Origin of the sequence: Methanothrix sp. (assembly GCF_016706325.1) — an archaeon.
Taxonomy (GTDB): domain Archaea; phylum Halobacteriota; class Methanosarcinia; order Methanotrichales; family Methanotrichaceae; genus Methanothrix.
This window is the reverse complement of sequence record NZ_JADJJX010000001.1, coordinates 216,866-240,124: the sequence shown is the minus strand read 5'-3', so window position 1 is coordinate 240,124 and position 23,259 is coordinate 216,866. Positions and strand designations below refer to the sequence as shown.

At 56.9% G+C, this 23,259-nt stretch carries 20 protein-coding genes; 18 read left to right on the top strand and 2 right to left on the bottom strand.

Features of this window, described 5'->3' with window-relative positions; translation table 11 throughout:
• Window positions 1-36 precede the first annotated feature (36 nt).
• The 9 genes from IPI63_RS01225 (at window position 37) to IPI63_RS01185 (ending at window position 9,875) form a co-directional block, all read left to right on the top strand.
• Window positions 37-2,121, top strand: a complete 2,085-nt coding sequence (locus tag IPI63_RS01225; RefSeq protein ID WP_292476174.1) for a minichromosome maintenance protein MCM — start codon at window positions 37-39, stop codon at window positions 2,119-2,121.
• A 10-nt stretch (window positions 2,122-2,131) separates the two neighbouring features.
• Complete coding sequence (locus IPI63_RS01220) at window positions 2,132-2,512, top strand: DUF424 domain-containing protein (RefSeq protein ID WP_292476173.1); 381 nt, start codon at window positions 2,132-2,134, stop codon at window positions 2,510-2,512.
• Window positions 2,512-3,549: a 60S ribosomal export protein NMD3 gene (locus IPI63_RS01215; RefSeq protein ID WP_214065741.1), complete on the top strand. Its 1,038-nt coding sequence runs from the start codon at window positions 2,512-2,514 to the stop codon at window positions 3,547-3,549. Before IPI63_RS01220 ends, IPI63_RS01215 begins: the two co-directional genes overlap by 1 nt.
• A gap of 418 nt (window positions 3,550-3,967) precedes the next feature.
• Window positions 3,968-5,290 carry a DNA primase DnaG gene (dnaG, locus tag IPI63_RS01210; RefSeq protein ID WP_214065740.1) on the top strand — a complete coding sequence of 441 codons (1,323 nt, stop codon included), beginning with the start codon at window positions 3,968-3,970 and terminating at the stop codon, window positions 5,288-5,290.
• A 57-nt stretch (window positions 5,291-5,347) separates the two neighbouring features.
• Window positions 5,348-5,701, top strand: coding sequence for a peptidyl-tRNA hydrolase Pth2 (gene pth2, locus IPI63_RS01205; protein WP_292476168.1), 354 nt, complete (start codon window positions 5,348-5,350; stop codon window positions 5,699-5,701).
• 6 nt (window positions 5,702-5,707) lie between these two features.
• Window positions 5,708-6,637 carry a tRNA pseudouridine(13) synthase TruD gene (gene truD / locus IPI63_RS01200; RefSeq protein WP_292476167.1) on the top strand — a complete coding sequence of 310 codons (930 nt, stop codon included), beginning with the start codon at window positions 5,708-5,710 and terminating at the stop codon, window positions 6,635-6,637.
• Window positions 6,638-6,651: 14 nt separating this feature from the next.
• Window positions 6,652-7,017 carry a tRNA pseudouridine(13) synthase TruD gene (gene truD, locus IPI63_RS01195; protein WP_292476166.1) on the top strand — a complete coding sequence of 122 codons (366 nt, stop codon included), beginning with the start codon at window positions 6,652-6,654 and terminating at the stop codon, window positions 7,015-7,017.
• Between the two features lie 435 nt (window positions 7,018-7,452).
• The gene (gene mmp11, locus IPI63_RS01190; protein ID WP_214065789.1) at window positions 7,453-8,352 is read left to right on the top strand and encodes a methanogenesis marker protein 11; all 900 of its coding nucleotides are present in this window, start codon (window positions 7,453-7,455) and stop codon (window positions 8,350-8,352) included.
• 14 nt (window positions 8,353-8,366) lie between these two features.
• Window positions 8,367-9,875, top strand: coding sequence for a thiamine pyrophosphate-dependent enzyme (locus IPI63_RS01185; protein WP_292476164.1), 1,509 nt, complete (start codon window positions 8,367-8,369; stop codon window positions 9,873-9,875).
• A 69-nt stretch (window positions 9,876-9,944) separates the two neighbouring features.
• On the opposite strand, the gene gltA is transcribed toward IPI63_RS01185, so the two are convergent.
• Complete coding sequence (gene gltA / locus IPI63_RS01180; protein WP_214065787.1) at window positions 9,945-11,357, bottom strand: NADPH-dependent glutamate synthase; 1,413 nt, start codon at window positions 11,355-11,357, stop codon at window positions 9,945-9,947.
• A gap of 357 nt (window positions 11,358-11,714) precedes the next feature.
• Here gltA and IPI63_RS01175 point away from each other — a divergent pair, with 357 nt between their 5' ends.
• From IPI63_RS01175 to IPI63_RS01135, 9 genes are all read left to right on the top strand, one after another.
• Window positions 11,715-12,641 carry a sulfide/dihydroorotate dehydrogenase-like FAD/NAD-binding protein gene (locus IPI63_RS01175; RefSeq protein WP_214065786.1) on the top strand — a complete coding sequence of 309 codons (927 nt, stop codon included), beginning with the start codon at window positions 11,715-11,717 and terminating at the stop codon, window positions 12,639-12,641.
• Between the two features lie 370 nt (window positions 12,642-13,011).
• Window positions 13,012-13,248, top strand: coding sequence for a type II toxin-antitoxin system HicB family antitoxin (locus tag IPI63_RS01170; RefSeq protein WP_292476162.1), 237 nt, complete (start codon window positions 13,012-13,014; stop codon window positions 13,246-13,248).
• Window positions 13,241-13,420 carry a type II toxin-antitoxin system HicA family toxin gene (locus IPI63_RS01165; protein WP_292476160.1) on the top strand — a complete coding sequence of 60 codons (180 nt, stop codon included), beginning with the start codon at window positions 13,241-13,243 and terminating at the stop codon, window positions 13,418-13,420. Before IPI63_RS01170 ends, IPI63_RS01165 begins: the two co-directional genes overlap by 8 nt.
• Window positions 13,421-13,694: 274 nt before the next feature.
• The gene (locus tag IPI63_RS01160) at window positions 13,695-14,417 is read left to right on the top strand and encodes a CHAT domain-containing protein (RefSeq protein WP_292476159.1); all 723 of its coding nucleotides are present in this window, start codon (window positions 13,695-13,697) and stop codon (window positions 14,415-14,417) included.
• Entirely contained in the window at window positions 14,344-18,174 is a 3,831-nt protein-coding gene (locus IPI63_RS01155) for a hypothetical protein (RefSeq protein ID WP_366850834.1), read from the top strand. Before IPI63_RS01160 ends, IPI63_RS01155 begins: the two co-directional genes overlap by 74 nt.
• A 57-nt stretch (window positions 18,175-18,231) precedes the next feature.
• Window positions 18,232-18,831 (top strand): caspase family protein, encoded by a 600-nt coding sequence (locus IPI63_RS01150; protein ID WP_292476156.1) that lies wholly within the window; start codon window positions 18,232-18,234, stop codon window positions 18,829-18,831.
• Entirely contained in the window at window positions 18,779-20,380 is a 1,602-nt protein-coding gene (locus IPI63_RS01145; RefSeq protein WP_292476155.1) for a hypothetical protein, read from the top strand. Before IPI63_RS01150 ends, IPI63_RS01145 begins: the two co-directional genes overlap by 53 nt.
• A gap of 10 nt (window positions 20,381-20,390) precedes the next feature.
• Window positions 20,391-20,534: a hypothetical protein gene (locus IPI63_RS01140; RefSeq protein WP_292476154.1), complete on the top strand. Its 144-nt coding sequence runs from the start codon at window positions 20,391-20,393 to the stop codon at window positions 20,532-20,534.
• 192 nt (window positions 20,535-20,726) lie between these two features.
• Window positions 20,727-21,641 carry a formate/nitrite transporter family protein gene (locus tag IPI63_RS01135; RefSeq protein ID WP_394357580.1) on the top strand — a complete coding sequence of 305 codons (915 nt, stop codon included), beginning with the start codon at window positions 20,727-20,729 and terminating at the stop codon, window positions 21,639-21,641.
• Window positions 21,642-21,795: 154 nt separating this feature from the next.
• Here the strand turns inward: IPI63_RS01135 and IPI63_RS01130 are convergent, their stop codons facing one another.
• Entirely contained in the window at window positions 21,796-22,932 is a 1,137-nt protein-coding gene (locus IPI63_RS01130) for a lipocalin family protein (RefSeq protein ID WP_292476153.1), read from the bottom strand.
• Between the last annotated feature and the right edge of the window lie 327 nt (window positions 22,933-23,259).

Here is a 23,259-nt window from a genome sequence, read left to right as displayed (position 1 = left end):
GCTTTAGATACCTGGCCAGTGTTAAATTATTCTAGAATGCCCGCTGATGCTGTAGCTAAATGGGAGGAGTTCCTCCGATCCCGATACTGGGATGAGATCCTGAAGCTGGCTGATACCTATCCGGACGAGCGCAGCCTCAGGATCCAGTTCTCAGACCTGGATAAGTTCGATCCGGATTTTGCCGAGGAGCTGATGGAGCGCCCGGAGGAGACCCTGGAGGCCGCCCGGACTGCCATGCTGGAGCTGGATCTGCCCATGGATGTCTATTTGGATCGGGCCCATGTGCGAATCGCCGAGCTTCCCCGCCACTTCAAGACCCGCGAGCTTCGATCTGATCATATAGGCAAGCTCCTGGCCATAGATGGCCTGGTGAGGACGGCCACTGAGGTCAGGCCGAAGATAGTCTCTGCCGCCTTCCAGTGCCAAAGATGCGGTTTTACCTTCTTCAAAGAGCAGAGCGGGACCAAGTTCGAGGATCAGAATCTTAAGTGCATGAATCAGGCCTGCGACCGGGGAGGCCCCTTCAAGCTCATCCTCTCCCAGTCCAAGTTCGTCGATGCTCAGAAGATCAGAGTACAGGAGTCGCCTGAGGACCTGCGCGGCGGCCAGCAGCCTCAGACCCTGGACGTGGAGCTGGAGGATGACCTCGCAGGCCGGATCTTTCCTGGCGATAGGGTGATTGTGAATGGTGTTTTGAAGTCCTATCAGAGGACCAATCCCCAGCAGGGGAAGAGCACCTACTTCGATCTCTTCCATAAAGGGGTCTCGGTGGAGATGAAAGATCAGGAGTTCGAGGAGATAGAGATCTCTCCTGAGGACGAGGAGGCGATCTTGGAGATGTCGCGCGATCCTGAGATCTATGAGAAGATCAAGGACTCCATTGCTCCCTCCATCTATGGCTATGATGATGTAAAAGAGGCCCTGGGCCTGCAGCTGGTCTCGGGCTTTGAGAAGCATCTGCCAGATGGAGCGCGCATCAGAGGAGACATCCACATCCTTTTAGTGGGCGATCCGGGCATCGCCAAGTCGCAGCTTCTGAGGTACATGGTCAAGCTCTCCCCCCGGGGGATCTATACCTCAGGAAAGAGCTCCACCTCCGCCGGCCTCACCGCCACAGCAGTCAAGGACGAGCTGGGCGACGGCCGATGGACTATAGAGGCCGGGGCCCTGGTCCTGGCGGATAAGGGGATCGCCGCCATAGATGAGATGGACAAGATGAACAACGAGGATAAAAGCGCCCTGCATGAGGCCATGGAGCAGCAGACGATAAGCGTGGCCAAGGCCGGGGTGATGGCCACCCTCAAGTCCCGCTGCTCTCTCTTAGCGGCGGCCAATCCGAAGCTGGGGAGGTTTGATAAGTACGAGCCCATAGCCCCGCAGATCAATCTCACCCCTGCCCTCATGTCCCGCTTCGATCTCATCTTCGTTCTCACCGATGATCCGGACACCAAGAGGGATTCGGCCATCGCCCAGCACATCCTGAAGAGCAACTACGCTGGAGAGCTCTCCACCCAGAAGCCCTGGAATCCGGAGATATCCCAGGAGGATATCGATAATGCCCTCACTGTGATCGAGCCGGCGATCGATCCTGAGATGCTGAGAAAGTATGTGGCCTATGCCCGCAAGAATGTATTTCCCACCCTCACTGAGGAGGCGAAGGAGTATTTCCTGAACTACTACGTCGGCCTGCGCACTCAGGGACAGGACTCGAACAAGCCAGTGCCGGTCACTGCCCGGCAGTTGGAGGCGCTCATAAGGTTGGGTGAGGCCAGTGCCAGGCTGCGGCTGAGCCACAAGGTGGCACTCGATGATGCCCAGCGGGTGGTCAGGATCCTGGAGGCCTGCCTTCGCAAAGTGGGGATAGATCCAGAGACGGGCTTTTTGGATGCAGACATCATCGCCTCGGGCACTACAAAGAGCACCCGGGACAGAACAAAATCGGTGATGGACATCATCAGAGATGTCAGCCGGGAGGAGCAGGGGCCAGCCTCAAGGGAGGAGGTTCTGGACAGGGCAGAGGAGTTGGGGATAGAAAGGTCTAAAGCGGAGGAGATCATCGACCGGTTGAGAAGAGATGGGGATGTCTTCGAGCCCAGGCCTGGGATGCTGAAGCTTCCCTGAGGTTGAAGAGATGGAGATGGAAGATAGCATCGATCGGGTTGGCGGGAAACAGGTTGGCAGGAAAGCACCGGAGGAGAGATATGAGGATGAGGCCGCCCAGATATGTCTTAAGACCTACAGGCACGGAAAGGAGACTCTTATCGCCGTATGCGATAGCGAGATTCTGGGATGTGAGTTCAGGGAGGGCGATCTGCATATCGAGGTTTGCTCTGATTTTTATGGAGAGGAGAGGGCGAGCTTATCCCAGGTTGAAGAGGCCCTCCGTGGGGCAACTATGGCCAATTTTGTAGGACGAAAAACGATAAGATACGCCATCTCTTTGGGCTATGTGAACGAGGAGAATGTCCTCTCCATCGATGGAGTTCTCTATGCTCAAATGGTGAGGATGTGATGCAGCCTCTCTGCCCCAAATGCGGCCGCCCGGCTGATGAGGGGCTCTGTCTGCAGTGCCGGATGGAGGCCATTAAGCTTGTCCAGTTTCCAGCTGTGGCGGAGGTGGTGATCTGCTCAGTCTGCCGGTCTCAGCAGATAAAAGGAAAGTGGCAGTTGCCTGAGAGCCGGCCCGTGGAGGATCTGGTATCCAGTGCGGCAGTCGAATCCCTCTGGCTTCACCCTGAACTCCTCCATCCGGATATAGAGGTCGAGGTGCAGAGGACTGGAGCCACTCAGTATATCACCAAGATAATGGCCAAAGGGAGCTTCATGGGGCTGAGGGTGGAGGAGAGCGGCGAGGTGCAGGTGAGGATCAGGCAGTTGGCCTGTGGGCGCTGCAGCCGCATGGCGGGAAAGTACTTCCAGTCCACAGTGCAGTTGCGGGGAAACGGCAGCCGGCTGATCAGTCCCTGGGAGATGGAGGAGTGCAGGAGGATGGCTCAGGATATGGCCGATGCTGGCTACCGGGGAGGCGATCAGCTATCCTTCATCCAGAATATAAAGGAGGTCAAGGGCGGCCTGGATATAATTTTGGGTTCGACCCAGTTGGGGAGGAGGATGGCCCGGGCGGTGCAGGAGAGGTTCGGCGGGAGGCTGCTGGAGACATGTAAGCTGGTGGGAAAGAAGGAGGATCGCGATGTTTACCGTTCCACATTGCTGGTCAGGTTCCCCCGCTTGAGAAGGGGGGATATCGTATCCCACCGCGGCTCGATCTATATGGTCTCGGGATTTGAGGGCAAGAGCATTCTATTGACCTCGGTGGACAGGTCTCATCACACAAGCATATCCGAGGAAGCCTCAGAAGAGGTGCAGATACTGGGAAACAGGGCCGGTGCCATGAGGGCTACTGTCATCTCCAAGGATGATGCTGTCCTGGAGATCATGGATCCGGAGACATTCCATTCCGTCCTCGCGTCTCGTCCCCGTGGCCTGGAGGTGGAGCCCGGAGAGGAGGTGCAAGTAGTACGAACAGCGGACGGGTTCATAGTTTTATAGAAAATTTTATATAACTTGAGCGAGGCCATTTATCCTCCATTCAGCCCATCTCTACCACAAAGTTCTTAAACTAGATTCGTGCAATTTTACCTGGTAGAAGAACACATCTGAGCTTCAAATCTCAATATAATTAAGCCCTCAGTAAAACATGGGGCGATGAAATGCCAGCAAAGCGAGAAAAAAATGCTCATGTGTGGGCATTTCTATCAGATGTTCAATGATAATGATAATTAAACGCTGAGATAGTTGGATAAATTCACAATCATCACTCACTGCTCATTGCCTGCCTGGGATCAGGCATGGCCTAAAAGCGGCATTGGTCGCAAAAATGGCCCCCTTTGGATGTCTGTAGCTATGGCTGCAAGATGTTAGTGTGACTTTTATTCGACTATTTTAAATTAAAAGAGGTCATATAATCATGCAGAATGTTGATACCACTAAGTATGTCATTTATGCGGATATAACTGCGGAGGGCATAGTCGAGCGGCCTGATGTGGTCGGCGCCATCTTCGGCCAGACAGAGGGTCTCCTTGGAAGCGACCTTGACCTGCGAGACCTTCAAAAAACAGGTAGGTTGGGCAGAATCGATGTGCAAATCACATCCAGTGGAGGAAAGTCAGGCGGCACCATCTCCATTCCTTCCAGCTTCGACAAGGTAGAGACGGCCATATTGGCTGCCGCTCTGGAGACCATAGATCGGGTTGGGCCCTGCATTGCCAGAATCGCCATCAATCGCATTGAGGATGTGCGTGCCTCCAAGAGGAAGTACGTCATAGAGAGGGCCAAACGCATCCTGGTGGAGATGTTCGATGAGAACATCTTGGAGACGGAGGAGATCACAGAGGAGATCAAGCAGTCCGTGCGGGTGGAGGAGATAATCCATCTGGGCAAGGACAACCTCCCCGCCGGACCCAATGTCCTCGACTCGGATGCCATTTTGGTGGTTGAGGGCCGGGCGGATGTGCTCAACCTGCTCAAGTACGGCATCAAGAATGCCGTAGCTGTGGGCGGGACCAATGTGCCTCCCACCATCGCCGACCTCTGCGCCAAGAAGGTGGTGACCGCCTTCACCGATGGCGACCGGGGAGGGGAGCTGATAGTAAAGGAGCTCCTTCAGGTGGCAGATATCGATTATGTGGCGCGAGCACCGGAAGGGAAGAGTGTAGAGGATATGACTCAAAAGGAGATCGTCCGCGCTCTGCGCCAGAAGATCCCGGTGGAGCAGGTGCTAGATCAGTATAAGATCAAAAACCAGCCCCGGAAGAGAAGGGAGATCACCACCAAGAGGAAGAGCCTGATCCGGGAGAGGCCGCTATGCGTGAGAAATGCCGCTGAGAGGGCAGAGGCCATCGCTCCGCGCAGGATAGTGCCCAGAGAGGTGGTGCCGAAAGCCGCTCCCGTGGCCGAGGAGATCGTTGCCGCCCCCCCGCCGGAGCCTGCTCTCAAGCCCGAGCCGGAGAGGGAGTGGTTCAGACAGCATATGGATGAGCTGGACGGAACCCTGTGCGCGAGGCTGATGGACAAGAACCATAATGTCCTCCGAGAGGTGGCAGTGAGGGATCTGGCCCGGGAGCTGAAGGACTCCAATGGAGATATCAACGGAGTTATATTCGATGGCGTAGTGACCCAGCGCGTCCTGGACATCGCTGCCGACAAAGGCCTGGAGTATCTCATCGGGGCGAAGATGGGCAATATCGTGAAGAGCCCCTCCTGCGTCAGAGTGGTCACCAAAGAGGCATAGCATTCGCCTCTTCCTATTTTTAAAAAACCTTTTTTCCTTGGCAGCGGGGCAGTATTCATGGAGTTCAAGCAGTGCATTGTTATCAGAGAGGATCTGAAGCTATCGGCGGGGAAGCTGGCGGTGCAGGTGGCTCATGCCGCAGTGATGGCTGTGGAGAGGGCGGAGAGGATGGACCGGTCAGCGGTCAGCGAATGGAAGGCAGAGGGGCAAAAGAAGGTCGTCTTGAAGGTTCCCGGTGTCGCTGACCTCTTCCGCCTGCGTGAGGATGCAGAGAGGGTGGGAATACCATCCGCCATTGTAGCCGATGCCGGGCTGACGGAGATCCCGTCCGGCACCATAACCGCCCTGGGGTTGGGGCCGGCGCATGGCAAGCTCATGGACAGAGTTACAGGCAAGCTCAAGCTGGTCTGAGGGAGAATGATACCGGCAACTGATCTGGACAGATTCCTGGGGATGAACTATTATATCACCGACAGCCCTGGCTGCGGAGGGATCATCAGAAGCAGCCCGGAGGACTTCCAGGTGGAGGAGGTCTTCGAGGAGTTCGTCTACGAGGGTGGGAGGTATCTGGTGATAGAGGTGGAGAAGAGGGACTGGGACACCCACCACCTCATCCGGGAGATGTCCAGGCATCTTGGCATCAGCCAGCGGAGGTTTGGCTGGGCGGGAACCAAGGATAAGAGAGCCAGAACCCGTCAGAGGATCAGCATCATGAATCTGGATGAGCCGGAGCTGGAGAGGATCAAGCTCCCCGACATCAGTATAAACGTCCTGGGCAGGACGAACCGGGCGGTGGGCCTGGGCGACCTGCTGGGCAACCGCTTCGCCATCACCATCCGGGACCTGGCCTGCCCCGAACCGGCTCGTAGACTGGCCTCCATCAGCGAGGAGATCAGGAGGCACAGGGGAGTTCCCAATTACTTCGGTGTGCAGAGATTCGGGGAGATAAGGCCGGTCACCCACAAGGTGGGCGAAGCCCTGGCCAGGGGAAAGATCGAGGAGGCAGTCCGCATATTCCTCTCCCTCCCCCATCCCGGGGAGCAGGAGAGGACCAGGGAGGCGAGAGAGAGGCTCTGGGAGAGCGGGGACATTCAGGCAGCGCGCAATGAATTTCCCCCCTACCTGCACTATGAGCTGGCCATGCTCAACTACCTGGCTGAGCATCCAGGAGACTATGCCCATTCCTTTGATGTTCTCTCCGTCAACCTGAGGCGCCTCTTTGTGCATGCCTACCAATCATACCTCTTCAACCGCATCCTGAGCCTCCGCCTGGAGAAGGCGATTCCTCTGGATGAAGCCCTGGTGGGAGATGTGGTCTGCTTCTCCCGCGGGGCCTGCCCGATATAGAGAAGAGCCAGGAGGTGACAGAGGATAACCTGCATGCAGTAGCGCGGCTGGTGAAGAGGGGAAGGGCATTTGTCACCCTGCCCCTGATCGGATTTGAGAGCCGTCTGGCTGGGGGCCGGGAGGGGGAGATCGAAAGGCAGATCCTGGCAGAGGAGAAGATCTCGCCGGAGGGCTTTGAGGTGGCAGAAAACCCCGATCTGGGCTCGCGTGGCACCAGGAGGGCGGCCCTCTGTCCGGTCGATCCCAAGATCAGGGTGGAGGGTGATGTTGCCCATCTGCAGTTCGTCCTGCCCAAAGGGAGCTATGCCACAGTGGTGCTGAGAGAGTATATGAAGAATGCAAGAGGGATCGAAGCCAAAAGCAGCCCTTATGTGGCGTGATTTTCTTATCGGTACTGGATATAGTCCCCACTTTCTTGAACCCCCTGCAACTCAAGCCAGCCAGGCTGCTGCCAGCATGGCACACTCCAGTCCATGGACGCCTGGGGCCTCTGCGGGGAACAAATGGCCAGCATCTGGATATCTTCGAGCTGCAGGCTCTTCGATCTCATTCAGCTTGCGCCTGCTGCCAGGGCGTCCGGGCCTGCCTGGCGTTTAGGGGCGCCTGAGGCAGTAGCGCAGGAGGGGCGAAGGGCTGACGCAGGGGCGTTCTATATGAAGGGGTTGAGTTAGTTTTAATCAGATCAGATGCTTTTTTGTGTGACTAAAAGGATTGAGCAGCAGATGCTTTTGCTCTAGAAATTCTCATTTTGAATCCATCTGCATCAGAGGGTTTATGATAAGAGATGATCAATCAGTTGCCCTGAGGTTTGAGGCGTGCAACTAGAATTAGAAGATCCTTATGTGGTGGTCTACAAGCAGATTCATGCCGTAGTCGATGATGATGCCAAGAGGGTGGAGCTACTGGAGAGGTCCTCCTGCTATGGGGGATCAGCCTGGGCCAGATACCATTACTCTCGCGGTCCTCTGGTCATAAGCTCATACAATCAGGGGGATTGGTTCCGCTATATGCTCTGCCCCGGCAGCGCCGATCTGGAGCTGGCCTCATCCAAGCAATCGGCAGGTATCGAATCGGTCCAGGTATCCGGATCGGAGGTGGAGGTCACGTATGCCGGTTTGGGCGGCGGCGGCGTGGGGGCCACCCTCTCCCGCGCCCGGGCGGAGGATGTGCTGAGATATGATGCCACTGAATGCGGCGGTGGCTTGGTCGCCCGGGGTACTGTAGTCCTGCCCAGGAGGGAGAGGATGATCATCGGGGTTGACGATACCGACTCCAAGACAGTGGGGGCCACCTGGTCATTGGTTCATAACATCGCCCAGAGGGTCGACCGCCCTGAGGCTCGCTACATCTCCCACTCCCTGGTGCAGCTCTTTCCCGTGCCCACCAAGACCCAGAACTGCGTCTCCACAGTGGTGGAGTTCGCCTGCCTGCCGGGGAGAGGAGAGGGGATGCTGGGCGACTTCAGAGCATTGCTGAAAAAATACACCGTCTCCGAGCAGACGGGGATGGCGGTGTTCAGGGATTTCGATCCCTCCGAGCTCCTGCCCTTCGGCCTGAGATGCAAGAGGGAAAGGGTTAGCTATGAGGATGCTGTGGAGGTGGCGCGCCAGGCCGGAGTTCAGATCATCATGAAGGGGCAGGGCCTGATTGGAGCTGTGGCTGCCCTGCCCTTCAATGCCCAGCCGGACACGTCCATAATCCCTGGAACAGTATGAGCGGCCCAAGAAGCATGAAAGGCCTGAAGGGCCTAAATGGCCTGAAGGCTGTTGTCCTGGCAGCAGATGATGCAGAAGCGGCGGTTCGAACCTACGTCCCCGGCTACCCTATAACCGATCTGGCCGCCGGCCTGAAGGCGGAGATCTCCATCGATGAGAAGGTGGCATTGGAGATCGCTCTGGGGGCTTCAGCCACTGGATTGCGCTCGATGGTGGTGGTCAAGCAGGTGGGGATGAATGTCCTGGCCGATCCCCTGGTGATATCCGCCATCCACAGCATCGGCTCGGGCCTGGTGGTGCTGGCCGGGGACGACCTGGGACCTAAGGGCTCCCAGGCGGAGATGGACAGCCGCTTTTACGGGCTGGTGGCAAAGCTTCCCGTCCTCGATCCGCGAGACCCTGAGAATCTGTACCTCTCCATCCTGGAGGCCTATTCCCTCTCCGAGGGGCTCAGGGTGCCGGTGATCGTCCGGATCACTTCGCCAATGCTGGCAGCAGAAGGGGTCCAGATCAGCCCTCAGCCCTCCCCTGGCACGGGACAGCAGTTTGAGAGGGCAGAGCCGGAGCTGACCATGCGCGGTCTGCACCAGAGGCATCACGAGGAGGTCATGGCCCGGGCCAGGGAGGCGGCAGAGTCCTCCTATCTGAACCACCTGGAGAGAGGTGCAGGCTGTGTGGGGATCATCGGGAGTGGACGTCCTGCTGCTCTGGCGGAGGGATTGGGGGCATCCTCTCTCTCTTTGGCCTATGTCAATCCCCTGCCCTGGGGGCTCATCTGCCGGTTCATCGATGATCACCAGATCGTCCTGGTGGCAGAGGAGCCCGAGCCATTCATCGAGTCCCATCTGAGGGGGTGGGGAAAGGTGAAAGGAAGGCTCACCGGCCACCTGCCGCGGGGAGAGCTGAATCGGGAGGATATCATCAGCGCCCTTGAGCTCTTAGAGAACGGAGAGGGTATGACTATGGCCTTGAATATGGCCTGCGCCCCGCTCTCTCAGGAGTATGAAACCGTAGCCGGGCGGGGCTACGCTGGGGTATGCGATGGCTGCCCCTTCGCCAGCCTCTTCTCTGCCCTGGGGAGGCTGGATGTGCCCGTGGCCGGCGATGCCGGCTGCTCCATTCGCGCCAGCCGCAGGCCGTACCAGTCGGTGGATGTGGTATATGGCCTCGGCTCCTCTGTGGGGGTGGCCTCGGGATTCAAGAACAAGGGGATCGCCCTGGTGGGAGACTATGCCCTGGCCCACTCCGGGCTGCAGGGCCTGATCAATGCCCTCTGGCAGAAGCGGGACCTTTTGGCGGTCGTCTTGAAGAACGATGTGGCTGCCATGACCGGCGGCCAGGAGGTGCCCGATCTCACTTCGCTCTTGGAGGGGTTGATGCCCTTCCGTTATATCGATCTTCCTGGATCTGTGGAGGAATTGGAGGGGGTGCTCCGGGAGGAGATGGCCAGGCCAGGTCCAAGGGTGATCGTAGCGCGAGGCGTCTGTCCAGAATTCCATCCACGCCAACAAGATAGCAGATAGCGGCAGAGCATATTTAAATGCCCTTAAAGAACGCCTGCGCCAAAATGGGGAAAATGAGAGTGGTGCATACTACTTATCGCACCACGGCCCATCATTCAGCATCCAGTTGTCCATGTCCGCGGCAGCGATCTTGCCCGCGCCCATGGCGCTGATCACCGTTGCTCCTCCAGTGGTGATGTCTCCTCCTGCCCAGACCCCCTCCATAGTTGTCCTGCCCCTCTCATCCACCACTATAGTTCCCCATTTGGTGGTCTTCAGTTGAGGGGTGCTGGAGGCGATGAGGGGGTTGGGAACAGTTCCCACGGCGATGACCACTATATCCACGTCCTCTATGTGCTCTGAGCCTTTCTTCACCCTGGGGCTCCTCCTGCCCGAGGCATCGGGCTCGCCCAGCTCCATCTTCACCAGCTCCATCATCTTGACCATTCCCCGGTGGTCGCCCAGGAAGCGGGTGGGATTGGTGAGGAAATCGAAGATGACCCCCTCCTCCATTGCATTCTCCACCTCCTCCCTTCTCGCCGGCATCTCCTCCCGGGAGCGGCGGTAGATGACATGCACCTCTTCGGCCCCCAGGCGCACAGCCGATCGGGCGGCATCCATGGCCACATTCCCTCCCCCAATCACTGCCACCTTGCGCCCCTTCTTGATCGGGGTATCATAATCAGGGAACTTATAGGCCTTCATCAGGTTTACCCGGGTTAGATACTCATTGGCAGAGTAGACACCGCTCAGGTTCTCGCCGGGCACATTGAGAAATCGCGGCGCTCCTGCGCCGATCCCCAGGAATATGGAATCGAATTCATTTTCTAGCAGCTCGTGCAGTTGCACCTGTCTGCCCACTACTGAATCCAGCTCCAGCTCCACCCCCAGCGATTTGACGTACTCAATCTCCGCCCGGACGATGGCCTTCGGCAGACGGAACTCGGGAATGCCATAGACCAAAACCCCTCCGCCATCATGCAGGGCCTCGAAGATGGTGACTTTATGCCCCAATCTGGCCAGATCTGCGGCGCAGGTGAGGCCAGCGGGGCCCGAGCCCACCACCGCGGCGCTCTTGCCCGTCGGAGGCAGGATCTCGCAGGGCGGGCATTTCTTCGTCTCCTGCTCCCAGTCGGCCACATAGCGCTCCAGCCGGCCTATGGCCACGGGTGCGCCCTTCTTTGCCAGGACGCAGCGGCTCTCGCATTGCACCTCCTGAGGGCAGACCCGTCCGCAGATTCCGGGCAGGGCGTTCTTTCTCTTAAGGGAGAGGGCCGCGCCGGGCATGTCGCCCTCCCTCAGGGCAAGAATGAATTCCGGAATATCCACTCCGACGGGGCAGCCATCAACGCATTTGGGCTTTTTGCACTGGATACATCTGCTCGCCTCCAAAGCCGCCTGCTCTGCACTGTATCCCAAAGCAACCTCCTGAAAGTTGCCCTTCCTCTTCTCTGGAGATTGCTTGGGCATCTCCACCCGGTTTAAGTTCAACTTGTCTGCCATCTCTTTCACACCGCGCCTCAGAGGCTAAGTTCCCTTACCGCTGATCATCTAATGCTGATCATCCATCTTGGATGATCTACCGCTGATCATCCATCTTGGATGATCTACCGCTGATCATCTCTGTGCTATATAAAAAAGATTTTCCTTTCAGAGCTATCAGAGCAATCAGAGCAACCAGAGCAACCTACTAATACAATTAATCTGCATCATTGCCTGTCACAGATGTCAGAGTATGAGCTTACCATCGATATGCTAGGGGCAAAGAGCGTTGGAGAGCCCGAGCTTCGCTCTATGCCGCAGCGCCGAAGAGTCCCCGGCTGGAGTGGTCTATTCGCTGGGTAAATGATAGGAGGCTAGATGTACGAGATAGTAACCAGGGAGACTGTTGCTCCCAATATCATCCATATGCAGTTCAAAGCGCCCAAGATTGCCAGCAGCGCAAAGCCCGGTCAGTTTGTTATCATCCGGGTGGACGAGAAAGGAGAGAGGATTCCCATGGGCCTGGCAGGCTGGGATGAAGAGGAGGGCACTATAGATATCGTCTTTTATGTTCTGGGAACCAGCACTGCAAAGCTGTCCACCCTATGTGAAGGCGATTCAGTGGCCAATATAGCCGGACCGCTGGGCAAGCCCACAGAGATCGAGAACTTCGGCCGGGTGATATGCGCCTGCGGCTGCTTTGGAGCCGGCCCCTCTCTGCCACTGATCAAGGCCCTCAAGGAGAAGGGGAATACAGTGATCACTGTGATAGAGGGGCGGGGCCCTGATTTCGTCTTCTGGACTGATAAGCTGGCCGAGCATAGCGATGAGCTTCATGTGGTTACGGGCTGCGGCAAGACCGCCTGGGCTAACGATTTCATCGAGCAGGAGCTGGGAGAGGGCAAGAAGATCGACAGGATATTCGTCCATGGCTGCCCCTTTATGATGAAGGTCTCAGCAGATGCCTCCCGGTCGGCAGGAGTGGAGACAATTGTCAGCCTGACCCCGATCATGGTGGATGGAACAGGGATGTGTGGAGCCTGTCGGGTGGAGGTGGCGGGGGAGACCAAGTTCGCCTGCGTGGATGGGCCGGAGTTCTCCGGGCATGCAGTCAACTGGGAGGGACTGGTCCTGAGGCTGCGCCAGCTCATACCGGAGGAGGATAAGTCCTTCAACATCTGGGAGAGAGACAACTGGCATAAGCTCATGGATTGCCGGCACAAGAAGAGCTTCAATCCGGCGAAGAGGATGAGCATCCAGGAGATCGAGCACAGCGAGGCTGACTGCAAGCTGGCGGGGGTTTAGGGCAGGAGGATGTGTTGGCCTGCAAGAGCAGCATCGATTTAATTTTAGTTGTTATATAAGCAACAATGAGCTGCATATCTTCTAGATCATGATATAATATCAAAGCTGCCCAAAGCTGCCCGGACCTCATCCTTCACAAGATCAGAGTGAGGAAGAGGAAGCAAAATGATATCGCTATCGGTAAGATTGCTGGCATCAAATCCCGGCAGGCGCAAACCCATTGCGCTCCCCAGCAGCAGGTACCTGTAGCCCGCGTCATTTACCTGGTGCCGGTGATGGTGATCCTGAGCTTCATCGGGGAGATATCAGGTCGGTTCTCCTTTAGAAGCAGCAGAGGTTAGTTATATTTGAAAATGCCATTTTGATTGCGATGAAGGTCCCAAAGTACCATGTTATGCTGAGATGGGAAGCAGAGGATGAGGTCTATACCGCATGGGTTCCATCACCTCCGGGATGCGTTACCTTTGGAAAGACCATTGATGAGGCCCTGGATATGGCAAGAGATGCCATTGAGGGCTATGTGCAGATATTGATTGCTCATGATGAAGAGGTTCCAACCGACGAAGATATCATCGATCGCACTGTAGAGATCGTTGCCCATGCCTAAGCTGCCTTCGGTCTCTTCTCAGAAGCTTGCCAGAGCTTTGGAGAAGGCTGGCTTCATTCTGGAGAGGACCACAGGAAGCCACAGCATCTATCGCCATCCACAAACCCGCAGGAAGGCGGTTGTTCCCATCCACAGCAAGGATATTCCTAAAGAACTCTGTGCAGGCTTTTAAAGGAATCTGGAATTAGCAAAGAAGAGCTAGCTGATCTGCTATAAGCGTTATTGCCAAAAGTCGCAACAATTCTCTCTGTTCCAATGGACCGGGCTTTGAAGAGATCCAGCCTGCCTATGGCTACGGGTCGGCTGAAAAGAGCAGTTGCAGTCCTGCTCTTAAGAATGCCAAAATGCTTTTATCTGTATAATATCTAAATGCCTTTATTGTTTGTTATCTTGATCCGATATGCTGCCACCTATATCGATTCGAAAGATTGTAAAAAGGTAATGCCATGCCCTCTGAAGCCAAAAAGCCGGTGATCTTCCTCGCATTCGCAAATGAGCGCAATGATCAGGTGGGATATCTTCGCAACCTGCCCCAAGAGGCGCGGAATATCCGAAAGGCCCTCGATCTTGCCAGGAGAAACAAATTATGCGATGTGGTCGAACGCTCCAATTCCACTTTGAAGGATATACTGGAGGTATTCCAGGACCCGGAATACCGGAACCGGATTGCAGTATTCCATTATGGAGGCCATGCCAATGGCTATCAGCTCTTGCTCGAATCCGCAGAAGGATCGACTGTTGCTGCCCATGCCGGGGGTCTGGCATCATTTCTGGGTCAGCAGACCGGTCTGGAGCTGGTCTTCCTCAATGGCTGTGCCACCCAAAATCAGGCGCAGGGTCTTCTCGACGCCAATGTCTCCACAGTTATAGCCACATCCCAGGCCATAGACGACAGAGTGGCAGCAGAGTTTGCCAGCCGCTTCTACAGGAGTCTGGCTGGAGGAGCCAGTATCCAGGGGGCCTACAATGAGGCCAAGTATGCCATCCAGGCAGAGCATGGTGAGAGTGCCGAGATCTGTATGTGGAAGGGATACACTCCCCAGATCTGCCTGAAGACCGCTTTCCTGGCATCTATACAAGCGAGAGGGTGCAGAGCTGGCAGCAGAATGGAACCTGCCCGAAGCTGTCGGAGATCCTCTCTTTGGTCTGCCGCCGATCCCTGCCGGTGACCTGCCGCCCAGCCCCTTCCGTCACCTGAGCTGGTTTGCCAGAGAGCACGCCGAGGTCTTCTTCGGCCGGGGCTATGAGATACGGGATCTGTACCAGAGAGTCATAGATAGAGACTCTGCCCCCATCATCCTCTTTTACGGCCAGTCAGGCGTGGGCAAATCATCTGTTCTGGCCGCGGGCCTGATTCCCCGGCTGGAAAAGAGCCACGAGGTTCATTATCTCCGCCGAGACGGCAAGAAGGGCTTGCTGGGAACGCTGAAAGAGGCGCTCTCAAAGGATGAAGGCATGACCATTGCTGAATCCTGGCTGGCCCAGGAGAGAAAGAGTGCAAAGCCCTTGATCATAATCCTGGACCAGGTCGAGGAGGCATTCACCCGCCCCAATCCCGATCTGCCCCATGAGCTTGAGGATTTTTGGGGTGCCCTCAAGATTATCTTCAATAATCCAGGCCATAGGCCCCAGGGTAAGCTCATCTTAGGCTTTCGCAAGGAATGGCTGGCGGAGATAGAAAAGAAGCTTCGGGATCGTAAGACCCCCTTCTCCCGCCTTCTACTGGAACGGCTGACCAGAAGGGGAATCATAGAATCGGTCAACGGACCGGCAAAGAGCGAGAGGCTGCGACAAAAATACCGCCTTGTAGTCGAGGATGGTCTGGCGGAGATCATCGCCGATAACCTGCAAGAGGACCGGGAGTCGGCCATTGCCCCTGCCATGCAGATCCTGCTCACCAAGATGTGGGAGAGGGCAACGGAGTTGGAGCCTGATCATCCCGAATTCAATAAAGATCTCTACCAGACCTTGAAGAAGAAAGGGATTCTGCTGCAGGACTTTTTAGAGCAGCAGCTAGCCTCCCTGGAGAAACAGAACTCAGAGGTAGTGAACTCTGGATTGGCCCTGGATTTTCTGGACTTCCATACCACGCCATTGGGAACTTCTGAGGAGCGAACGGAAGAGGTTCTTCAAAAGAACTATCGGTATCAGAGCCAGGTCATCGATCCCCTGGTTCAGCAATGCGTCGATCTCTATCTGCTGGAGAGGCTGGGCAAAGCAGCTGCCACCCGCCTCTCCCACGATACCCTCGCGCCCCTGGTCAAGCAGCTCTTCGCCACCTCGGACAGGCCGGGCCAGAGGGCCAGGCGCATTCTGGAGAGCCGGTCAGTGGACTGGAAGGATGGAAAAGAGGGCACTCCTCTGGATGAAACGGACCTGGAGCTGGTGGAACGGGGCAAGGATGGGATGCGAGCCTGGGATGAGGCAGAGGAGAGGCTGGTTGAGGCGAGCAGAGAGGAAAGAGAGAGGAAAAGAAAGGTCAGAAAAATTCGACGGATTTTGGGAGCGGCTGCCATATTGGCGATAATCATCTTTGCAGCATTCGCCTACTATCAAATGGGCCAGGCAAATGAAAAGACAGAGGAAGCACTAGCGCTCTTCCTGGCCTCCCTGTCGACACAGAAGGGGGACTCTTCGGCGAGCGACCAGAAGGCCAAGGTTCTCCTGGCAGTGGAATCGCTGCTCCATAAAGAGACAGTGGAAGGAGACCATGCCTTGCGTAGCAGCATAGCACTGATGGCGCGTCCATTGGCTCAATTGGCTCATGACGTCATGGTGCGGGCCGTGGCCTTCAGCCCCGACGGCTCGAAGGTTCTGACCGGCAGCCTTGACGGCACTGTCCGGATCTGGGATGCATCAAGCGGCCAGGAGGCACACAAGCAGGCTCATGACGTCATGGTGCGGGCCGTGGCCTTCAGCCCCGACGGCTCGAAGGTTCTTACCGGCTACTATGACGGCACTGTCCGGATCTGGGATGCATCAAGCGGCCAGGAGTATCACAAGCTGGCTCATGACGGCATGGTGCGGGCCGTGGCCTTCAGCCCGGACGGCTCGAAAGCTCTGACCGGCAGCGATGATGGCACTGTCCGGATCTGGGATGCATCAAGCGGCCAGGAGTATCACAAGCTGGCTCATGACGGCATGGTGCGGGCCGTGGCCTTCAGCCCGGACGGCTCGAAGGCTCTGACCGGCAGCGATGACGGCACAGCCCGGATCTGGGATGCATCAAGCGGCCGGGAGGTGCACAAGCTGGCTCATGACGGCCTGGTACTGGCCGTGGTCTTCAGCCCTGATGGCTCGAGAGTTCTGACCGGCAGCGATGATGGCACAGCCCGGATCTGGGATGCATCAAGCGGCCAGGAGTATCACAAGCTGGCTCTTGATGGCCCGGTAGAGGCTGTGGCCTTCAGCCCCGACGGCCCGAGAGCTCTGACCGTCAGCGTTGACGGCACTGTCCGGATCTGGGATGCATCGGGCGGCCAGGAGGTGCACAGGCTGGTTCATGACGGTCCGGTGCGGGTCGTGGCGGAGCTTTTAATGATGAGGCTCGCGGAGCGGGATGTGGCGGAGCGGGATGTGGCGGAGCGGGATGTGGCGGTGCGGGCCGTGGCTCTCAGCCCCGACGGCTCGAAGGCTCTGACGGTCAGCTATGACGGCATAGCCCGGATCTGGGATGTATCGAGCGGCAAGGGGGATCACAGGCTGGCTCATGACGGCCCGGTGTATGGCGTGGCCTTCAGCCCCGACGGTTCGAGAGTTCTGACCAGCAGCGTTGACGGCACAGCCCGGATCTGGGATGCATTGAGCGGCCGAGAGGTGCACAGGCTGGATCATGGCGGCTGGGTGCACGACGTGGCCTTCAGCCCTGACGGCTCGAAGGCTCTGACCGGCAGCATTGACGGCACAGCCCGGATCTGGGATGCATCAAGCGGCCAGGAGTATCACAGGCTGGCTCATGACGACCGGGTGTGGGCCGTGGCCTTCAGCCCCGACGGCTCGAAAGCTCTGACCGTCAGCGATGACCGCACAGCCCGGATCTGGGATGCATCAAGCGGCCAGGAGTATCACAGGCTGGCTCATGACGTCATGGTGCGGGCCGTGGCCTTCAGCCCCGACGGCTCGAAAGTTCTGACCGGCAGCATTGACGGCACAGCCCGGATCTGGGATGTATCGAGCGGCCAAGTACACAAGTTGTATCATGACTCTTCGGTGCGGGCCGTGACGGGGTTTTTCTTTGGGATGTGGGCCGTGACGGTGCGGGCTGTGGCCTTCAGCCCCGACGGCTCGAAAGTTCTGACCGGCGGCGTTGACCGCACAGCCCGGATCTGGGATGCATCGAGCGGCCAGGAGGACCACAGGCTGGATCATGGAGGCTGGGTGTACGACGTGGCCTTCAGCCCCGACGGCTCGAAGGCTCTGACCGGCAGCATTGACGGCACAGCCCGGATCTGGGATGCATCAAGCGGCCAGGAGGTGCACAAGCTGGCTCATGGCGGCCCGGTGTTGGCCGTGGCCTTCAGCCCTGACGGCTCGAAGGCTCTGACCGGCAGCGATGACGGCACAGCCCGGATCTGGGATGCATCAAGCGGCCAGGAGTATCACAGGCTGCCTCATGACGGCCCAGTGCGGGCTGTGGCCTTCAGCCCCGACGGCTCGAAGGCTCTGACCGGCAGCGATGACGGCACAGCCTGGATCTGGCCGGTGTCTTATGAGGATCTGATCAAGGAGGCATGTGGCTGCATTGCAGAGAACCTCAGCATTGAGGATTGGGAGAGGTACAGGATAGAAAATGTCAGAACCTGCCCCAGAGAGGGAAGCTTCAATCGAAGCGCTTTTGAACGGATCTGGAACAATCTCTGGCGATTCCCGACCGGCGAGCCCGAATGCCAGCCCTGCATCGCCGAGGCCTTTCGCAGCAGGAATTGAGATGGAATAAAGAGCAGAATCTGCAGAATAATAATCCTGGCATCAGGTGATAGAAAAATGAGCGGAAATGTTGGCGACCTCTTCGCCCTCCTGATAGGAATAGACTGCTACCTGCCCAACAGGCTCCCTGGAGGATATTGCTACTCCGACCTTGGCGGCTGCGTGAGGGATGTCGATAACGTCCACCGCGAGCTTCTGCAAAGGAGGCTGAATATAGCCGGGGACAATGTGATCAAGCTCACATCGACTGCATCTGCCAGGAGCCAGCCTCTGGAGCCTGAGGATCAATGGCCTACATATGAGAATATGGTGGCAGCCTTCAAGAGAATTGCAGATATGGCCGGGCCGGGCGATCAGGTCTACATCCACTACGCCGGCCACGGCGGCAGGACCAATACCATCGACAGGCTGCACAAGGGCGAGCACGGAATCGATGAGGCCCTCGTCCCCATGAACATCGGCAACTCCAAGGCCAGATACCTGCGGGATATAGAGCTGGCCAGGCTGCTCAATGATATGGTCAAAAAAGGGCTCATAGTCACAGCAGTCCTGGATAGCTGCCACTCCGGCGGAATGGTCCGGGGCGGGAGTGCCGCGGCAGGCGATGTGGCCGTTCGCGGCCTGGGAATCGTTGACACCACCCCCCCGCCCGGCTGAGAGCCTGGTTGCCCCCATCGCGGAGCTTATTGGCAACTGGGATGACATGACGCAGAGGTCCGGCACCACCCGCGACCTGAAGGCCGGAAGCGGCTGGCTTCCCGCGCCCAGTGGTTTTGTCCTCCTGGCAGCCTGCCGGCCCTCTGAGTCCGCTCTGGAGTATGCCTTCGAGGGAAGGGAGAGGAACGGCGTTCTGACCTACAACCTCCTCCGTTCACTGGACGATCTGGGACCGGGCCTCAGCTACAAGACACTCCACGATCGGATAGTCTCCTGTGTCCACAGCCGGTTCAGAGAGCAGACGCCGATGATGGAGGGCGATGGCGCGAGAGATGTCTTCGGAAGCGAGAGAGCTGCGCCCTACTATGCTGTAAATGTAATGAGCTACGATGCTGCCGGCAATAGAGTCCTGCTTGCTGCTGGCCAGGCTCATGGCCTGCGCAGGGGCGCACGATTCAGGATCTATCCTTCGGGGACGATCGATCTTTTGGACACGGGAAAAGCCATAGCTCTGGCGGAGATCTCCATCCTGGAGGCAGCAGACTCGTGGGCGGATATAATTGAGAGGTTCAGCGGCTCGATGATAGAACAGGGTGCGCAGGCTGTGCTGCTGGAGCCAAACTCCATAGACCTGGTCAGCAGGGTCTATCTGCACCACAGGAGCGATCTGGGTGCGGGGGTCGAGCAGGACTCTGCCTTGAAGGCAGTGGAGGAGGCGGTAAAAGAGAACAGATGGCTTAAGCTGACCTCTACCTCTATGCTGACCTCTGAAGATGAGAAGCTCGACTTTCAGGTGGCGGTCAATGAGAATGGCGGCTATGAGATCTGGGACCCATCAGGGAGGAAGATCAAAAATCTCCGGCCTGAGCTGAGGGCGGGCGAGGCAGGCTCGGCTGCGGGAGTGGTCCGCCGCCTGGAGCACCTGACCAAGTTCAATGCAGCAAAGGATCTCCGAAACCATGATCCCACATCTCCCCTGGCCAGAAGGCTCATCATCGAGCTCGTGGGCAAAGAGGACAGCGACTACGACCCGGCAAACGAGCCCCATCCCAAGGCCTTTGACAATCCAATGCTGCCCGAGGTGAACAATGGAGAATGGGCATTTTTGAGGATAAAGAATGGCTTTTCAGAGCACCAGCCTGATAACGTCCTGAACATCACCGTCCTGGACCTTCAGCCGGACTGGGGGATCACTCAGATATACCCATCAGGTGCTGCTGAATGGTTTGTCCCTCTTGATCCAGGAATGGAAGTTCTCCTACCGCTAAGTGCCAGTCTGCCCGAGGACTATACAGAAGGCACCGATACCATCAAGGTCTTTGCCACCCTGGGCGGTAGCACCACCAGCTTCCAGTGGCTACAACTGCCCCCTCTGGACCAGCCGCCCAGAAGGGCAACCACGCGGGGCCAGAAGCCAAAAGATCCCCTGGAGGCGATGATGGGGGCGATAACCTCAGAGCAGCCCGGCATGAGAAACCTGGAGCCAGGGCGTTATCCCAGCAAAGTTTGGACCACTGCTGAGATTGAGCTGAGGACAAAGAGGGCATGAGGGCCGGCCTTTGAGAAATGCCAGGAATGATGCGCCTGCAAGGAAAGGATGGGGAGAAAACCCCGAAGAGACTCAATCATTTATATTTGCGCAAGCTCACCTGAGAAGAAGGCCAGCAACCATGCCTTTCGATTCTGAATTAATAATTAAATAATTACAGATCCGCTGCAACCGCAACCCTTTTAGATAATATCCCGGCAAGCATTGGCCACCATAGCGGATGAAGCTGCAGAGCAGGGTGGGAGAGATGCCCCTCAAAGGCTCCCTTTCAAGGGCAAAATGACCTGGAAAGGGGAATGGATGCTCCTGCCCATGGCTGCACTCGCCCGCCCAGGAGGGAGAGAAGATAGCATTCAAAGTTCCTGCTGATATCACCAAGGCAGCCGTAGCTGCCGGATGCACGAAGTGCAATATGACCTGGCAGAAGCTGCTGGTCCTGGGCTTTTTGGCCGGGGCCTACATCGCCTTTGGAGCTCTTCTGTGCGAGATTGTGGCCGGAGGGCTATCCAATGGCACAGTCACCGGTCCGGGGGGAGAGGTCTGGAAGATCGCCCTTCCGGCAGGCCTGGTCAAGTTCGCCGCCGGTGCAGTCTTCCCAGTGGGCCTGATTCTGGTCGTCATCGCCGGATCGGAGCTGTTCACTGGCAACTGCATGTTCGCCCCCATCAGCGTCCTGAACGGCGAGGCGAGCCTCCGCGGCCTGGCAAAGAACTGGTCGCTGGTCTACGTGGGCAACCTGGTGGGGTCGGTCTTCGTAGCCTACTTCCTGGCCTATCAGAGCGGCCTCTTCGACGGCCTGCCCTGGGCAGGCTGGGCGGCGACTGTGGCCAATAATAAATGTGGCCTGGATTTTAGCACAGCATTTCTACGGGGGATAGGCTGCAACTGGCTGGTATGCCTGGCCGTCTGGCTGGCCATCAGTTCAGAGGATGTAATAAGCAAGATCTTCTCCTGCTGGTTCCCCATCATGGCCTTCGTCACCATCGGCTTTGAGCACAGCGTGGCCAACATGTTCTTCATTCCCCTGGGCATCTTTGCCGCCAATGACCCGGCCATCGCTGCCCAGCTCTCCGGAGCAGGCGTGGCCACAGCCAACCTCATGGGCGGAACGGGGTGGTACAACTTCTTCATCACCAATCTGGTCCCGGTCACTCTGGGCAATATCGTCGGAGCAGCCTTATTCGTCTCTCTCCTCTATTGGTATGTCTATCTGAGAGGGCCGCTGTGCAAGACAGCACCAGATAAGAGGGGAAAGCAGTAAAGGGCTCCTCCCAAAATTGTGTGGTCAAAGTATTGCAAGAAAGAAAATTAATGAGCCTGCAGCGAATTGCAACAAAAAAAAAGATTGCGGCACCTCTTGCCCAAGAGAGGGCCGCCACCATTCAATTTCCTGTATGATAATCTTCCCGGAGCTATCAGATAGCCAGGATGGAGAGGGGAGCGTATCCCGCCAGCTCCATATAGCCTATGCCGATCTGCTCTCCGGAGAGGTTAGCCTTCCTCACGCGCATCATTCCCTCCCAGTACTCCGATCCCTCCACACCCACATTCATGGTCTGCTCATCAAAGTATGGCTCTATGGCCAGATCTCCTACCGGAGTGCTGAATGCCCAGTCCAGAGGATAGCTGAAGCCGGAGCCCGAGGTCCACCATCTGGTAGCGGCCATATCGAAGGAATCGCCTCCTGCCCGCCAGGATGCATTCCCCTCTGCATCGATATACGTCAAACCCCTCAAATCCACTAGCTCCTGGCCCATCGGATCCTTGATGGCATAAAGCACCAGGTAGCTCCCATCATCAAGCCTCAGGCTGAACCAGTCCCAGGCAGGATAACACCTTCCAAAGCCCCCCCACTGATGGTCAAACCAGCTCTCACCTCTAACCTCGATCTCATAACCATCTATGCTCACAGTTCCGCTGGTGTTCATGGAGGGATGGGAATAGTAATAGGTCATACCAGTCATGTTCTCCGGCTCCACCTTTTCACACAGCCCGACAACATTCACTCCTCCTGGGTGGTGAAGATAGTAGCCCTGATCATCATTGAACAGGGTTAGATTCAGGGAGATATCATGCCCTTGACCCTTATCATCAGAGAGATCTCCCTTTGTAATGATGCTCCAGGCATCCTGCTCCATCCAGTAGGTCAGGGTGGTCTGGGCATCCTGATAACGCCAGAAGTCTCCCTTTATGCCATCGGTGCCGTTGCTGATCTCTGCCCCCTCCCATGAGGCGGCATATTGGTAACGGGGATGCCAGCTATTGGCTACATCGCTTATCGCGACATGATTGACATAGCTGATCGATCCAGGCTCCAAGTTCTGCTGAAAGAGGGTGTACTGGAACCCAAGCAGCTCGCCGGTCTGAACATCTCTCAAGGCCCCCGTCCAGTAGAGCCACTCCATAAAATGCACTGGATCCTTGACAATGGACTGCGGGGTGTGGAGAAGATGGTCGGCGGGAAAGTCGTAGACCAAATCCGCCTTTGCAGCAGTGGGGTCTGCAGAAGGAGAAGGAATATCACCCAATGCTGTTGCTGGTGATTGCGCCATTGCTGGAAAAACAAGCACGATCATCAGGCTCGCTGCCAGCAGCAAAGAGACTGTGTTCTTAAAGACACTGAGACTAGATCTATTCACGAATATCAAAGCTTTACCTCCAGACAAATTACTATAATAACAATGCATATATAGATTTTGGAATAGCAAGATAATTTTAAAAAACTGCGACCCATATCTGATGGATGATAATTCCCAAAATAACGGCTGAACCGGGGATCCTGTGCTCAGCTTTGTTGAGGGGCTATGTTATGTATAAATATCGAGTGAGCCGCACTATATACAACATACTCGGCTTACGACATACTCGGCTTACGACAT

Excerpts from the sequence above, each read along its gene's own strand:
- IPI63_RS01150 (WP_292476156.1), top strand. The coding sequence starts at position 18,232 with ATGAGCGGAAATGTTGGCGACCTCTTCGCCCTCCTGATAGGAATAGAC.
- gltA (WP_214065787.1), bottom strand. The coding sequence starts at position 11,357 with ATGGCAGACAAGTTGAACTTAAACCGGGTGGAGATGCCCAAGCAATCT.
- IPI63_RS01170 (WP_292476162.1), top strand. The coding sequence starts at position 13,012 with ATGAAGGTCCCAAAGTACCATGTTATGCTGAGATGGGAAGCAGAGGAT.
- truD (WP_292476167.1), top strand. The coding sequence starts at position 5,708 with ATGATACCGGCAACTGATCTGGACAGATTCCTGGGGATGAACTATTAT.
- IPI63_RS01130 (WP_292476153.1), bottom strand. The coding sequence starts at position 22,932 with ATGGCGCAATCACCAGCAACAGCATTGGGTGATATTCCTTCTCCTTCT.
- IPI63_RS01165 (WP_292476160.1), top strand. The coding sequence starts at position 13,241 with ATGCCTAAGCTGCCTTCGGTCTCTTCTCAGAAGCTTGCCAGAGCTTTG.
- IPI63_RS01215 (WP_214065741.1), top strand. The coding sequence starts at position 2,512 with ATGCAGCCTCTCTGCCCCAAATGCGGCCGCCCGGCTGATGAGGGGCTC.
- dnaG (WP_214065740.1), top strand. The coding sequence starts at position 3,968 with ATGCAGAATGTTGATACCACTAAGTATGTCATTTATGCGGATATAACT.
- pth2 (WP_292476168.1), top strand. The coding sequence starts at position 5,348 with ATGGAGTTCAAGCAGTGCATTGTTATCAGAGAGGATCTGAAGCTATCG.
- IPI63_RS01160 (WP_292476159.1), top strand. The coding sequence starts at position 13,695 with ATGCCCTCTGAAGCCAAAAAGCCGGTGATCTTCCTCGCATTCGCAAAT.
- IPI63_RS01175 (WP_214065786.1), top strand. The coding sequence starts at position 11,715 with ATGTACGAGATAGTAACCAGGGAGACTGTTGCTCCCAATATCATCCAT.
- IPI63_RS01220 (WP_292476173.1), top strand. The coding sequence starts at position 2,132 with ATGGAGATGGAAGATAGCATCGATCGGGTTGGCGGGAAACAGGTTGGC.
- IPI63_RS01185 (WP_292476164.1), top strand. The coding sequence starts at position 8,367 with ATGAAAGGCCTGAAGGGCCTAAATGGCCTGAAGGCTGTTGTCCTGGCA.
- IPI63_RS01145 (WP_292476155.1), top strand. The coding sequence starts at position 18,779 with ATGTGGCCGTTCGCGGCCTGGGAATCGTTGACACCACCCCCCCGCCCG.
- IPI63_RS01225 (WP_292476174.1), top strand. The coding sequence starts at position 37 with ATGCCCGCTGATGCTGTAGCTAAATGGGAGGAGTTCCTCCGATCCCGA.